This is a genomic window from Rhodocytophaga rosea (genome assembly GCF_010119975.1).
In the GTDB taxonomy this organism is placed as follows: Bacteria; Bacteroidota; Bacteroidia; order Cytophagales; family 172606-1; genus Rhodocytophaga; species Rhodocytophaga rosea.
Genome location: NZ_CP048222.1, coordinates 2242365 through 2256540, shown reverse-complemented (window position 1 = coordinate 2256540; position 14176 = coordinate 2242365). Strand labels below are relative to the sequence as shown.

General features: G+C 39.3%; 12 protein-coding genes. 6 read left to right on the top strand and 6 right to left on the bottom strand.

Annotated elements, in window-relative coordinates; all coding sequences use genetic code 11:
• Positions 1 to 24: 24 nt before the first annotated feature.
• The 4 genes from rbfA (at position 25) to GXP67_RS09430 (ending at position 3002) form a co-directional block, all read left to right on the top strand.
• The gene (rbfA, locus tag GXP67_RS09445; protein ID WP_162442916.1) at positions 25 to 411 is read left to right on the top strand and encodes a 30S ribosome-binding factor RbfA; all 387 of its coding nucleotides are present in this window, start codon (positions 25 to 27) and stop codon (positions 409 to 411) included.
• A 93-nt stretch (positions 412 to 504) separates the two neighbouring features.
• The gene (locus tag GXP67_RS09440) at positions 505 to 1314 is read left to right on the top strand and encodes a class I SAM-dependent methyltransferase (RefSeq protein WP_162442915.1); all 810 of its coding nucleotides are present in this window, start codon (positions 505 to 507) and stop codon (positions 1312 to 1314) included.
• Between the two features lie 220 nt (positions 1315 to 1534).
• The gene (locus GXP67_RS09435) at positions 1535 to 1720 is read left to right on the top strand and encodes a hypothetical protein (RefSeq protein ID WP_162442914.1); all 186 of its coding nucleotides are present in this window, start codon (positions 1535 to 1537) and stop codon (positions 1718 to 1720) included.
• Positions 1721 to 1778: 58 nt separating this feature from the next.
• Positions 1779 to 3002 carry an ABC transporter permease gene (locus GXP67_RS09430; protein ID WP_162442913.1) on the top strand — a complete coding sequence of 408 codons (1224 nt, stop codon included), beginning with the start codon at positions 1779 to 1781 and terminating at the stop codon, positions 3000 to 3002.
• A 44-nt stretch (positions 3003 to 3046) separates the two neighbouring features.
• Here the strand turns inward: GXP67_RS09430 and GXP67_RS09425 are convergent, their stop codons facing one another.
• From GXP67_RS09425 to GXP67_RS09410, 4 genes are all read right to left on the bottom strand, one after another.
• Positions 3047 to 4045, bottom strand: coding sequence for a hypothetical protein (locus tag GXP67_RS09425; RefSeq protein ID WP_162442912.1), 999 nt, complete (start codon positions 4043 to 4045; stop codon positions 3047 to 3049).
• A 5-nt stretch (positions 4046 to 4050) separates the two neighbouring features.
• The gene (locus tag GXP67_RS09420) at positions 4051 to 5418 is read right to left on the bottom strand and encodes an MBOAT family O-acyltransferase (RefSeq protein ID WP_317170125.1); all 1368 of its coding nucleotides are present in this window, start codon (positions 5416 to 5418) and stop codon (positions 4051 to 4053) included.
• A 222-nt stretch (positions 5419 to 5640) separates the two neighbouring features.
• Positions 5641 to 8724, bottom strand: coding sequence for an efflux RND transporter permease subunit (locus GXP67_RS09415; RefSeq protein WP_162442910.1), 3084 nt, complete (start codon positions 8722 to 8724; stop codon positions 5641 to 5643).
• A gap of 64 nt (positions 8725 to 8788) precedes the next feature.
• Positions 8789 to 9859, bottom strand: coding sequence for an efflux RND transporter periplasmic adaptor subunit (locus GXP67_RS09410; protein WP_162442909.1), 1071 nt, complete (start codon positions 9857 to 9859; stop codon positions 8789 to 8791).
• A 97-nt stretch (positions 9860 to 9956) separates the two neighbouring features.
• On the opposite strand from GXP67_RS09410, the gene GXP67_RS09405 reads away from it, so the two are divergent.
• Positions 9957 to 11255, top strand: a complete 1299-nt coding sequence (locus GXP67_RS09405; protein ID WP_162442908.1) for a Xaa-Pro dipeptidase — start codon at positions 9957 to 9959, stop codon at positions 11253 to 11255.
• Between the two features lie 93 nt (positions 11256 to 11348).
• Here the strand turns inward: GXP67_RS09405 and GXP67_RS09400 are convergent, their stop codons facing one another.
• Both GXP67_RS09400 and GXP67_RS09395 read right to left on the bottom strand, forming a co-directional pair.
• Positions 11349 to 12008, bottom strand: coding sequence for a LytR/AlgR family response regulator transcription factor (locus GXP67_RS09400; protein ID WP_162442907.1), 660 nt, complete (start codon positions 12006 to 12008; stop codon positions 11349 to 11351).
• Positions 11983 to 13032, bottom strand: coding sequence for a sensor histidine kinase (locus tag GXP67_RS09395; protein ID WP_162442906.1), 1050 nt, complete (start codon positions 13030 to 13032; stop codon positions 11983 to 11985). Before GXP67_RS09395 ends, GXP67_RS09400 begins: the two co-directional genes overlap by 26 nt.
• A gap of 206 nt (positions 13033 to 13238) precedes the next feature.
• On the opposite strand from GXP67_RS09395, the gene GXP67_RS09390 reads away from it, so the two are divergent.
• A complete protein-coding gene (locus tag GXP67_RS09390) occupies positions 13239 to 14165 on the top strand; it encodes a TolB family protein (protein WP_162442905.1) in 927 nt (308 codons plus the stop codon).
• The last annotated feature ends 11 nt before the right edge of the window (positions 14166 to 14176 follow it).

Here is a 14176-nt window from a genome sequence, read left to right as displayed (position 1 = left end):
GTACTGATATTTGCACTCAAATATATGGAAAGTAAGAGACAGCAGAAGTTTGCACGATTGATCCAGAAGGATCTGAGTGAAATCTTCCAGAGGGACGCAAAAAGTATGTTTAATGGGGCCTTCATTACGGTGACAGAAGTGAAAGTAAGCCCTGATTTAAGCATTGCAAAAGTGTATTTGAGTTTTTTGCTTGCAAAGAATAAAAATACGCTTATAGAAGATATTAAAGAAAAAGGAAAAGCGATTCGGCAAATGCTAGCCGTAAAAATAAAGAATCAGGCCAGAATCATACCTGAGCTTCACTTCTATCTGGACGAAAGTCTTGAATATGCCGCAAAAATTGATAATCTTTTATCAAAAATTCACATTCCACCAGCTACCGAAGAAGATGAAAACAAAACAGGCAATTAATAGCCTCTGTGTTCATTATTACGGAAATCTTAAAATGCTTAAATCACTGTATCCCTTCTGGTGTAGCAGTAGATGTTGTAAGTATAACTAATCATGCGATACGAACCTGTTAAAAAGCGATTAGCTCGCTTTTTTGGAAAATCATCCTTATTACGAATTTTATTTTACAAAGTACTGGACCTGCTTTTACTTCGTGCCTGGCACATACACCGCGAAATAAAAAGCTGGGCGATCGGAAAAACAGACAAACACGTACACATTCTGGATGCTGGTGCTGGCTTTGGTCAGCATACTTATTATCTGGCGAAAATGAGCCCTAAATGGAGTGTACTAGGTATAGATGTAAAAACAGAACATGTATGTGACTGTAACCGCTTCTTTCATCATACTGAAAAGCGCAACGTTTTATTTAAAACTGAAGATCTGAAAACATTCCAGCAGCCGGACACTTTCGATCTGGTTTTGTCGGTAGATGTAATGGAATACATTGAAGAAGATTGTAAGGTACTTAAAAATATGCATGCTTCCCTGAAAGAAGATGGTATGCTGTTACTGACGGTTCCTTCTGATAAAGGGGGATCAGGAGTAAGTAAACCTGGTGAGAAACCTTTTATAGAAGAACACATCCGCACCGGGTATAGTATTGAAGAAATGAAGCGGAAACTCAAAAAGGTTGGCTTTAAGAAAATAGACATTAAATATACCTATGGACGTCCGGGAAGCCGCTCCTGGTTACTTTCGCTTAAATATCCGATGCTGATGCTGGGTACTTCCAAGTATATGTACACCGTGTTGCCTTTTTATTATCTCCTGATATTTCCTTTATGCTTCCTGCTGAATTACCTGGATGTCACCCGGCAGCATAAAACCGGGACCAGCATTCTGGTAAAAGCCTGGAAATAGAATTATCATCCTCTCTACAATATTCCCTTCCGGAATCATAGACTTTGATACTTCTGAAAACTTGAAATCTGTTTTTAGAAGGAAGAGAGTAATTGTTTGTTATGTTATAGCTCAGAATATTAATTTTCCGTTTTAATTGTATAAATAAAATGAACTTGATATTTTTATAGGTCAAGTTAATAAGCTGTCGTACAATAATATAACTAAGCAAAGAAGAAATATGAAAGAGCAAGCCAACCTAGAAGAAAATAAAACTAAACCAATAGGCAAACAAGTAATAAATACACCTGCACAAGGGGCAAGAGTGGAGCAAAGAATAGCACATATGGAAGCTATGCAACAGTTTCAATTAATGGCCAAAAAAAGGAGCCGGCCTTTCTGGAAAAAAATGCTGAGTATCAAATAAATTTTCTTTACGTTTATAGTGTACAAGCAGCATTTACTCATCCATAAACGTCTTTGAATTGAATTTATCGATTTTTATCGCCAGGCGTTACTTCTTTTCCCGGAAGAAGAAAAATTTCATAAATATTATTTCCAACATCTCAATGGTAGGGGTGGGTGTAGGCACAATGGCGCTGGTTATTGTGCTTTCAGTTTTTAACGGACTAGAAGATTTGTTCCGGGGTTTATATGGAAAGTTTAATGCTGAAATCCAGGTTAAAGCAACTGAAGGAAAATTTTTTGAACTATCACCTGGCTTAATTGCTGGTATAGAGAAAGTAGACGGTATAGAATCGGTAGCCCAGGTGATTGAAGATAATGCGTTTCTTACCTACCGGGATGCCCAGACAATAGTAAAGATGCGTGGAGTAAGCGATAACTTTTTGCATCAGAATGGGCTGGATTCAGTCATTATTGCCGGGGAACTCATGTTGCAGGATAAAAATGTAGATTATGCAGTGATGGGCGTTGGTGTACAAAATATGCTATCGGTACCGTTATCTGATAATTTTGAATCCATTCAGGTTTGGTATCCGAATAACACAAAAAAAACGATAGACCTCAATTCTCCTAATGCTTATTTGCGCAAAAATATCCGGCCTAGTGCTGTATTTGCCATTGAGCAACAGTATGACAATAACTATATTTTTGTTCCACTATCCTTTGCCCAGGAATTAATGCAGACTGGCAATAAGCGTACTTCTCTTGAAATAAAAACTACTCCAGGTTCCAGTATTAAACGTGTACAGGCAGATTTACAAAAGTTGTTAGGTAATAAATTCCTCGTACAAAACCGGGACCAGCAACATGCTAGTTTGCTGCGGGCCATTCAGATTGAAAAGCTTTTTGTGTATATCACCTTTTCTTTTATTCTGGCGATCGCTTCATTCAATATCTTCTTTTCGCTTACTATGCTGGCGATTGACAAAAAGAAAGATGTATCCGTATTGTATGCCATGGGAGCCACTTCAGGTTTTATCCGCCGCTTATTTATGACAGAAGGAGCTATTATTGCCTGTACTGGAGCTATTACCGGCATTGTATTGGGATTTATTATTTGCTGGCTTCAGCAAACGTTTGGTATTGTTTCTATGGGTATGCAAACTTCTGTGGTAGATGCCTATCCGGTCAGAATGCGCTTCAGCGATTTTGCCTTAACTGCCTGTACCATTATGCTCATTGTATTTTTTGCCTCTTATTTCCCGGCCAGGAAAGCGGCTAATGATGTAGACATAAAGCTGTAGTAATTTGCAATATTTATTGAATAATATTTCTATTTAGCCTCAAATCAGAAAGCTATATTAGCCAATGAGTTAGTTGACTTTCCAGTGTGAAGCTCTTGAATGTCTTTGGCAAACATAGTTGAAAATACATCAGCTCCTGTAGCATTTAGATGCGTATTATTATAGAATAATGATTTGTTATTACAAATCTGATGTTTAGTATAATCCAAAAATGTCACATTTTCAGATGTAATGCTTAAGTATTTTTTCCTTAAACCATCTAGCCCCAATAATTTCTCTTGTCCATCTTTTTGTATAGGAGGTAATACAAAAATTACTTTCTTGCCACTCTGATTGATCTCATTGATCATATGTAAAAAATCTCTGAAAATTTCTTCATTTACTATATTATCCACTCTAAAGGGTGCTGTAGCTTTATTTAAATTATCTTGTTCATCGGTCCATTTTAAATGCTTGGGATGGAATCCTTTTATGTCTTTTTCAGACATAGGTTTGCCTATAGCTCTCATCCAGCCTCTTGTAACTTCTTTCAAATAGCCTTTGCTTTGAAAATGTATTAAGTTATAAAATGGTATATAACGAGTTTTCCAGATCACATCTGGCTCTATTTTAATCAGGCAATTATACACATGTTCATTACTTACATGCGGATAATACTTATATGGCTCATATAATTCCTGATAGTTTGCAAAGCTGAAGTAAGATTCGGTTATTACTATATACTGACAATCTTTCGAATAGGAGATAAAGTCCCTCATAAAACCATTTGTATGAGTAAAGGGACCTCCATCCAATCCCATATTCAGGCAAGATAGCCCTGTTTGTTGTTCAATAAGTTCTGCATTAAAATGATTATAGGCTACAGAAGAACCAAAAACCATAATTGCAGGGTCGAGCTCATGTCTCATGAGTTGATTAATCTTTCCGCTTTGCCCCTCATTTGAATATCTGGCACCAAAATTTAGAATAAAGGAAATAATAGATAGAACTACAACCAGTATAAAAATGAAAGCTACTGATTTTATAAAAGGAGCATTTAACATGGTAGTTAAAATTGAAAATAAATGAAGTCAGCTTTTGTATGTATACCTAAAAATATAATGGCAAGAATAAGTAGATAGTATACACTCCATCGCACAAACAGAGGTTGATTAGATAGCATCAGGCGAATACTCCCATTATTTTGTATTTTTTCTATCATTACTAAAAGTATAATGAGCAGTACACCTGATATAAAATAATAGGAATCACCTAGAAATAATACTTTTTCCCTTAAACCATCTTCGTTAAAAATAATTGTTTGTATATTTTCTTGAATTCCTGTGAATAAGTGGGTTGTTATATAATAAGCATCTGTTATTGAATTTGCTCTGAAAAAAATCCAGGCAAAGCATACCAGAGCGAATGTTGTAAGTATTTGAATCAGTTTATGAATTTTTGGATATGTATCTACATGTATCAGTTGAGCAAACTTGCCTCTTATAGGCAGTGTTATTGCAGATGAAATCATATAAAAACCATGTAATGCTCCCCATATAATAAATGTCCAGCTTGCGCCATGCCAGAAGCCACTAATCAGGAAAATAATTAACAGATTAAAATACCACTTCCATTTTCCTTTTCTATTTCCTCCCAATGGGATATACACATAATCTTTAAACCATGTAGAGAGCGAGATATGCCATCTTTTCCAGAACTCAGCTACAGAAGTTGAAAAATAGGGACGATTGAAATTTTGCATTAGGTTAAATCCCATTACCTGTGCACTGCCTAAGGCGATGTCAGAATATCCCGAGAAGTCACAGTAGATCTGGAAGGCGAAAAATACCGTTGCTACAATGAGCGATATCCCTTGATAGTTGTATGGATGAGTATATACTTCATTCACAAGAATAGCTACCCGGTCAGCAATTACTACTTTTTTAAATAAACCCCATCCAATTAGCTGTAGTCCTGCTGTTATCCTTCTAAAGTCAAAATCTTGTTTTTGGTGGAATTGGTGTAGTATGTTTTGCGGACGTTCAATTGGTCCTGCTACTAATTGAGGAAAAAACATCACATACAGTGCATACTTACCAAAATGTTTTTCAGCCGCCTGATTGCCACGGTATACCTCTATCGTATAGCTCATCGCCTGAAAAGTATGAAAAGATAACCCTACAGGTAATATGATTGAAAGGTAAGGAATGGTATTTTGTAAGTTAAATTGCTGCTGAAGCCAGTTTATATTCTCGCTAAAAAAGTTATAATATTTAAATATTCCGAGAATACCAATGTTGGCTACTAAGCTGATAATTAATAAATATCTGCTTTTTTTACTTCTTTTCTGGTTCGCTTTTTCAATATAGATTCCTGTAAAATAATCGATTACAATTGTGAAACCCAGTATCAGTATATATACTGGAATAAGCGCCATATAGAAATAGCAACTCGCTATTAATAGCCACCACCACCTATGTTGATAAGGTAATATGAAAAAAATGAAAACTACAGTAGGAAAGAAGAATAAGAAATCTAAAGAATTAAACAACATATGAAGTAACCATCCCCATTATAAATGGCTTTCATTTATTACTTAATTCTATTGTTAGTAACTACAGAGAGTAAACCTGGATAAGTTTCAATAAGTGAGCTTAGTTTATACAGCCAGCTCTTTTTCTGTAGCAATACCCAAAGATTTGCGGCTTCTGGATAAGTATGAATACATAGCTGGTACAATATATAAGGTCAAAAAGCCGGATATGATCATACCACCAACTACAGCAATTCCCAGCGACTGGCGGCTTCCGGCAGCAGTGCCCAGGGATAAAGCAATGGGCAGAATACCTAAAATCGTAGCTAAACTCGTCATTAGAATGGGACGGAAACGAGTGGTAGCAGCTTCCAGTACCGCATCGATCCGGCTGAGCCCGGCTAATTTCCTTTGGTTTGCAAACTCTACAATCAGAATCCCATTTTTCGTTACTAGTCCAATCAGCATAATAATACCAATCTGGCTGAAAATATTTAGTGTTTGCCCGAATAGATACAAAGTAAACAAGGCACCGGCAATCGAAGTTGGTACAGTAAGTAGAATAATGAATGGATCAATAAAACTTTCAAACTGAGCGGCCAGAATGAGATAAATAAGCACAAGTGCCAGTATAAAGGCAAAGAACAAGCTGGAAGAACTATCCGCATATTCTTTAGATTGGCCGGCCAGATCTGTTTTGAAAGTAGGAGGTAATATTTTGGCTGCCACTTCATTCATAGCTGCAATGCCTTCTCCCAATGTTTTGCCTTCAGCTAAACCGGCAGATACAGTGGCCGATATATACCGGTTATAGCGATAGATAGCCGCAGCACTTACAGTTTCATCGTAAGTAATCAGGTTATCCAGCGATACCATATCGCCATTCTGATTGCGGATATATATACTTTTCAGGTCTAAAGGCTCATTCCGGTCGTTTCGCTGCATTTGGCCGATTACCTGGTATTGTTTACCATTCATTAAAAAATAGCCATATCGTTGTCCGCTGTAAGAGAGCTGTAAGGTCCGGGCAATTTCCTCTACCGATACATTGAGTTCAGAAGCTTTTTCACGGTTGATTCTTAATACCAGCTCGGGTTTATTTACTTTCAGGTCTGAATCTACAAAACGCAAAGTAGGATGTTGCTGGGCTTCTTCCAGGAAAACAGGTAACGATTTTAATAAACTTTGTAAATCGGGTGCCTGAATAACAAACTGCACTGGCTGTCCGCCAAAGCGGGAGCCAATTGTAGGAGGTTGAGCCGGAAAGGTACGTACCCCGGTGAAATTCTCAAGTCCTTTGGAGAGTTGCTGAAAAATCTGATCCTGGGTGCGTTCACGTTGATCTGGATCGACAAGAAATACATTTTCCAGACCAGCATTCACCGGACTAAATGTACCACCTCCTGGTATAACTGCCGTTAAGGCAACAGATGTAAATAATTCAGGAACAGAATCGTTGATATACTGGTCAATTTCCTTCATATAGCGTTCCATATACTCGTATGAGACTCCTTCTGGTGCTTTTACATTCACCCGGATAATCCCTCTGTCCTCTAGTGGTGCAAGCTCAGACTGAATTCTTGTACCTATTATCCCAATGACTACAAACATCAGTAGCAAAATAACAACAGCACTCCAGCGGATCCGCATAAATGCCTGGAGCGACCTATTATAACCTTTAGTAAGCGCCTCATAAAACTGTTCTGTTGTCCGGTAAAATCTACTCGGTTTATCCTGATGCTTCAGCAGATAAGCACACATCATAGGCGAAAGAGTGAGGGCAACCAGAGCAGAAATCAGTACAGAACCGGCCATTACTACACCAAATTCGAGGAATAAGCGTCCGGTTAAGCCTTGCAGGAAAATGATAGGAATAAATATAGAGGCAAGCGTTACAGTAGTGGAAATGACGGCAAAGTAGATTTCTTTAGAACCCACTAGTGCCGCCTGAAAAGGGCTCATTCCTTTCTCCACTTTCGCATAAATATTTTCCAGCACCACAATTGCATCATCGCAGACTAGCCCAATGGCCAGTACAATGGCTACCAGAGTAAGTACATTGATAGAAAAACCGGCAATGTACATAATAAAGAAAGTAGCTATAATGGAAATAGGAATGGCGATTACAGGTATCAGCGTAGATCGCCAGTCGCGCAGGAACAAGAAGATTACGATTACTACCAGCAAGAACGCAATAATGAGGGTTTCTTCTACTTCTTTAATAGAGCGCCGGACAGGCTTGGTATAGTCGTTGGCAATTTCGAGTCTAATGTCTTCGGGTACTTCGGCTTTTAGTTCTTCCAGTCGTTTGTATACTTCATCGGCAATGGCAATTTCGTTGGCATTGGGTTGGGGTTGTATGGAAATCAACACACCAGGAATGGTGCTGCGCTGAATGCTGCTTCGCTCATTTTCAATACCCAGTTCGGCATACCCTACATCACTAAAGCGGACAATCCGTCCGTTTTCCGTTTTGATGATCATCCGGTTATATTCTTCCGGAGTTACCAGCCGACTATCCGTCCGCAGGGTGATCTCTGTTTCATTCCCTTCCAGACGGCCAGTAGGCAAATCTATATTCTCTCTGCGCAAAGCAGCTTGTATATCAGCAGGTATAATTTTGTAGGCCGACATCCGGACCGGGTCCATCCACAAACGCATGGAATACCGGCGTTCGCCCCTGATATAAGCGCCACTTACACCAGGGATAGTTTGCATTCGCTCTTTAATTACATTATTGGCATAATCACTTAGTTCAAGCAAACTTCGGGTATCACTTTGTACGGATAAAAATACGACTGATTGTGAATTAGCATCTGCTTTCTCCACAACTGGCGGATCGGCATCTTGCGGAAGGTTCCGTATAGCCTGAGAAACTTTGCTACGTACATCATTGGCGGCAGCTTCCAGGTCTACATCAATATTAAATTCTACACTAATTACACTCACTTGTTCTCTGGAAGTAGAAGAAATAAAACGCACCCCTGCAATACCATTGATGGCTTGTTCCAGGGGCTCAGTTATTTGTGATTCAATTACATCCGGATTGGCACCAGGATAAGAAGTAGTAACAGTAATAATGGGAGGGTCTACAGCCGGGTATTCCCGGGTGCCTAAAAAACTAAAACCAACCGCTCCGAAAATAACCAGCAGAATAGATATAACGGTCGCTAGTACTGGTTTCCGGATGCTTAGTTCTGATATGCTCATAGGGGGAAGCTGTTAATTACAAATGACTCATTACAAATTGCTGCTAAATACTATTGACCATATATTACTTACTTGCTATAGCCTGAACAGCAATACCAGGTTTTGCCCGGAGAATATTAGTAGTCATGACTGAATCGCCTGGTTGCAAACCTTTCGTAATCTGAACGCTCATACTGGTACGTAAGCCAACTTCAACAATGGTTTTTGCTGCTTTTCCATTCTCAATCGTAAGTACACTGTTGCCTTCCAAACTCGGAATCAAAGCCTTGCTGGGAATCATCACTGTATTGCGTATTTCATTTAACGATACTTCAACTGTTGCCGAAGAACCGGGAAGCAATTTCTTGTCTTCATTATTGGCAATCGCCCGGATAAACAAACTTCTGGTGTTCTGGTCTACATAAGGCTCAATTACTTTAACAGTAGCCTGATATAGTTTATCGCTGTTCTCTACCCGGAAATTTATCTGCTGATTGATCCCTATACTATTGGCATATTTTTCTGGTACAGCAAATTCTACTTTTATCAGGTTAATGTCTTCCAGCGTTACCAGGGGCATATTTTGCGTTACAAAAGCCCCTTCACTTACTTTGCGTATCCCGGTTTTTCCACCGAATGGCGCTCTGATCTCTGTTTGGGCGATTTCTACTTTCACATATTCAATATCAGCGTCAATACTTTCGATAGAACCGGCTACTCTTTCATATTCCTGTTTACTTACTCCTTCCAGTTTCAGCAAAGCCGCTGTCCGCTGTTCATCATTGGCAACAAGTTTTCGCTGGGCATATAATTTTTTGAGTTGCGCCTGCAAGCCGGCATCATCCAGTTTAAACAGTAATTGCCCTTTTTGTACGTATGAGCCTTCTTGAAAATTAATTTTGATTAACCTTCTGGCACTTTCACTTACAATCTGTACCCGTTCGTTGGCTACCAGGCTACCCAGTACATTCAATTTTTCCTGAAGCGTAGTATCTTTTACTATGTAGACTTCAGCTCCAATGGGTTTGTTGGTTGCCGCACCGGTATTTGCTTTCGTATCCTTTTTTTTAGAAGTACAGGAATAACCCATTACTTGCGTAAGGACAATAAAAAGCAGCAGCTGATATAAAAATTTATGCATAATAAGTGGCTTCATTTGAATAAGTAAATTAATTTTAAAATATTACTATTTCAATACTATTTTTATCTATCCTTTTTAAAGCCTATACATTCTTTATAAAATTCAAATATGTATGATTGAGTCATTCCTAAGGTTTCTGGTAAAACAGGTGTTGATATTTTGCGTTGTTTTTCCAGGACCAATAAGCGTTTTAGCACAAAATACTTCCATAAAAGTGATAAAAGCTGGCCGGTTAATAGATGTAGTTTCAGGAAAACTGCTTACCAATCAGGTTATACTCATTGAAGGAAACAAGATTAAAGAAGTAGGACCCAGCGTAACAATTCCTTCCGGCGCAGAAGTGATAGATCTAAGCAATTATACTGTATTGCCAGGCCTGATTGATTGCCACACCCATATCACCGGGCAACCAGAAAATTATTATGAAGATATTTTCCGCAAGTCGTCAATAGATAATGCCATTACAGCTCATATTTATGCCAGGCACACTTTAGAGGCTGGTTTTACAGCCTGCCGGGATGTAGGTGCTCCTGAGTTTGTAGATGTAGCTTTAAAAAGAGCGATTAATTCTGGCGCCATTCCAGGCCCCAGATTGTTCGTTTCAGGCTTGGCTATCGGTGCTACCGGTGGTCATGGCGACCTATCAGGGTTTTCTCCCTATTTGCAATTCAATCAACAATCAGGCGTAGCTGATGGGGTGGATGCCGTTCGTAAGCAGGTACGTCATAATATAAAATATGGGGCTGATCTGATTAAAATGATTGCTACTGCCGGGGTATTATCCGAAGAGGAATCGGTAGGAGGGCCTCAATATTCACCAGAAGAAATGAAAGCAATGGTAGACGAAGCCGCCATGTGGGGCAAAAAAGTAGCTGCACATGCGCATGGAGCGGAAGGTATTAAAATGGCTGTCCGGGCAGGTGTACATTCCATTGAACACGGAAGTTTGATAGATGAGGAAGGTATCCGGCTGATGAAGGAAAAAGGAACTTGGCTGGTGTCTGATGTATATAACGACGATTATATTCTGTCGGAATTCACCAGATTAGGATACCCTGAAAAAATTATAGAAAAAGAGCGGACGATAGGACGGCTTCAACGGGAAAATTTTCAGAAAGCAGCCAAAGCAGGCGTAAAAATCGCATTTGGAACAGATGCCGGTGTGTATCCGCATGGCGATAATGCTAAACAATTTTTTTACATGGTAAAATATGGACTAAGCCCCATACAAGCTATACAAGCAGCTACCATTCAGGCAGCAGAGTTGCTAGGCGAAAAAGAGAGATTAGGTTCCATTACTGCCGGAAAATACGCTGATATTATTGCGGTAGAAGGAAATCCGTTAGAGCAGGTAACACTGCTTGAAAAAGTAAAATTTGTTATGAAAGACGGGCAGGTGTATAAGAAATAGTGAACATCAACAGAGGTAACATAAAGTTAATAATGTAGCTAAGTTATAATAAGCAGAAAAAGAAAACCCTTCTTTGCTGTTGAAAGATTTAGCCTACATTTTTTTGAATCGCCTTCCCACAGGTAGCTGCACTTTACCTACACAGATAGTCGTTGCTGTGTATTGCTGCACTTTATCCAGATTAACAATATAAGAACGGTGAATCTGCCGGAATTTATGGCCAGGTAAAATATGGTTCATATTCTGGATTGTATTGTAGGCGATGATCATTTTCTCTGCCATGTATATTTTGATATAATTTCCAATAGCTTCAATATACCGGATTTCATGGACCGGAATCTTAACCATCTTCCGTTCTACACGCAAATCGATAAATTGATCATTGCGGCTGGTTATGGCAGAAGGCATTGAACGTATTTTATCAACAGCCATAGTGAATCTTTCGAATGAGAACGGCTTCAACAGGTAATCGGTAACGTGGAGTTCGAATGCTTCGAGTGCATGCTCTTTGTAAGCGGTAGTAAGGATAATTCTGGGCGGTTGTTTCAATGACCGGATCAGTTCCAGACCAGTCCGCTGTGGCATTTCAATATCCAGAAACAAAATATCCGCTCCGGTTTGCTCCAGAAAACGGCTGACCTCTAATGCATCACGGCATATAGCAACTATATCCAGATCATCTATCCGGGAGATATAGGCCTTTAAGACATCGCGCGCCAGTTTTTCGTCATCTGCTATTATGCATGTACACATTTTCAATTTCCTTTTTTAGTTTTAGCTCGGCACTATACAAGTTCTCATTTTCAACAATATCCATATTAAAATTTTTGCCGTAGATGATCTTCAAACGGGCATGAAGATTAGCCAGCCCTGTTCCGGCTTGCTTGTGTGGCAACGGAGCCTTACTATTGCTCACTTTATAACATATATATTGGGCATCTTCGTTGATCTCAACGGCAACAAAAGCCGGATTCAAGCTAGGACTTACTCCATGTTTAAAAGCATTTTCAACAAAAGTTGAAAGCACAAGGGGAGGAATGTATATGTTCTCGGAAGAAGCAATAGCATTAGTTATTGTTACGCTTGCTTTGTCCTGGTAGCGGATTTCTTCAATGGATAAATAATTCTCAAGGAAGCAGATTTCATCTTTCAATCTTACCCAGTCACTCGATTGATGGTCGGAAAGATAACGCATGAGTTCAGAGAGTTTTAGTATCATCACGGGTGTCTGATCTGACTTTTGCAGTGCCAGGCTATAAAGGCTGTTGAGCGTGTTAAAAAAGAAATGAGGTTGAAGCTGTTGTTTCAGTAAATGCAATTTTGCATTCAGGTTCTCCTGCATAATCATAGCGTTTTGTTCTCTTTGATCATACCAGTTACGTACCATAGTGAGCGTAAGACCAAAGAACATGGGCGAAGTAAGAAAGGTCATTCGCTTGCTGACCTTTTCCCAGTCAAAAAATACTTTGTCAGGTTTAATTTCGATAAAAAGTGCCGGAACCACAGTCTGTAGGTACGTATTGTAGAGTATAGTCGTAACCAGGATTATCATCACGGTTGCAAAAATAAACATGCCATATTGCTTACTTTGTAAATACCGGGGAACAAGGAAAAAAATACAGGTATAGACCAGAACGATTTTTAAAGGCAAAAAACTAAGTTCACGTAGCAAGCTATTTCCAAATGAAATTTCCGGCGCACGCCAGACGGTCGCATATAGGAGTATATATCCCACCCATAATAGTATATGAACACCGGTAACGTTTAATCGCTTCATTTCCATCATTTATTCATAGATATTCAAAAAAAATGACTCGTTCAATATTTTATTCGAACAGCAGTTTTTCCTATGCTAATAACAAGGGCAGAATATTGACTGTGTCCGTTTGCCATGCTAATCTGGTTGTTGGAATAATAAGCTGCCATTGTGGTCGAACATAAGATCGCTTCATCCATCTTTGTAACAAGATAAAATGAAAATCCATGAAAATACTTTTTCTTATTGTAACTCTCCTGGGTGGCGGCGTAGTTTATGCGCAATCTTATTTACCTGTTAAGCGAATCACGGTTACGGTAGATGGATATCCGGTTCTTTCTCCGGATGGAAAGAAAATCTTGTTTGACTCCGACCGCAGCGGTAACTCTGAGTTATATTATATGAATGTGGATGGAACCCAGCTCAAACAATTAACCTTTAATACTGCCAATGATGATAGTCCTGTCTGGTCGCCGGATGGAACGAAGATTGCATTTACGTCTGTCCGGGACGATAAAGAGGGAGACATCTACATTATGGACGCCGATGGCAAGAATACAAAAAGATTGACCAGCACTCCGGGAGATGACAGTCATCCCAAGTTCTCTTCCGATGGACAACGGATTATTTTTAATTCTGCCCGGACATCACCCGACCTTAGTGTTGAATGGAGCAAGCAAACGCTTGAAATATTTTCTATGAAGCTTGATGGCACTGATGTAAAGCAACTAACAAATTTCAAAACCATTTGCACCTATGGTTCTCTTTCGCAGGACGGTACTAAATTACTTTTCAGAAGAGTAATTAATACACCGGGATTCAATTGGGATTTGTCAATATCTAAGAGAGATTCGGAGGTATTTGTAATGAATCTGGATGGTTCTGGTGAAATCAATTTGTCTGCTAATCCTGCCTACGATGGGTGGCCAGCATGGACGCCTGATGGGCGTGTTATCTTTGCATCCAACCGTGGCGGAATTCCATCACGAAGCGCTCTTTATATAGTGAATGCTGATGGCAGCGGTCTGAAAATACTTACTGATCCAAAATATTCGTACAATCAACATTCCGTATCATCAGACGGAAAATGGATTCTAGCCGAAAGAAACGCCGAGTCCTTTGCGGGAATTGATATGTTGGAGTTAAAAGAATGATCGTTGGCCTT

Bases quoted from the DNA above. Each gene is read 5' to 3' on its own strand.
- GXP67_RS09435 (WP_162442914.1), top strand. From the start codon at position 1,535: ATGAAAGAGCAAGCCAACCTAGAAGAAAATAAAACTAAACCAATAGGC.
- rbfA (WP_162442916.1), top strand. From the start codon at position 25: ATGGAAAGTAAGAGACAGCAGAAGTTTGCACGATTGATCCAGAAGGAT.
- GXP67_RS09415 (WP_162442910.1), bottom strand. From the start codon at position 8,724: ATGAGCATATCAGAACTAAGCATCCGGAAACCAGTACTAGCGACCGTT.
- GXP67_RS09425 (WP_162442912.1), bottom strand. From the start codon at position 4,045: ATGTTAAATGCTCCTTTTATAAAATCAGTAGCTTTCATTTTTATACTG.
- GXP67_RS09420 (WP_317170125.1), bottom strand. From the start codon at position 5,418: ATGGCGCTTATTCCAGTATATATACTGATACTGGGTTTCACAATTGTA.
- GXP67_RS09410 (WP_162442909.1), bottom strand. From the start codon at position 9,859: ATGAAGCCACTTATTATGCATAAATTTTTATATCAGCTGCTGCTTTTT.
- GXP67_RS09405 (WP_162442908.1), top strand. From the start codon at position 9,957: ATGATTGAGTCATTCCTAAGGTTTCTGGTAAAACAGGTGTTGATATTT.
- GXP67_RS09400 (WP_162442907.1), bottom strand. From the start codon at position 12,008: ATGTGTACATGCATAATAGCAGATGACGAAAAACTGGCGCGCGATGTC.
- GXP67_RS09395 (WP_162442906.1), bottom strand. From the start codon at position 13,032: ATGAAGCGATTAAACGTTACCGGTGTTCATATACTATTATGGGTGGGA.
- GXP67_RS09390 (WP_162442905.1), top strand. From the start codon at position 13,239: ATGAAAATACTTTTTCTTATTGTAACTCTCCTGGGTGGCGGCGTAGTT.
- GXP67_RS09440 (WP_162442915.1), top strand. From the start codon at position 505: ATGCGATACGAACCTGTTAAAAAGCGATTAGCTCGCTTTTTTGGAAAA.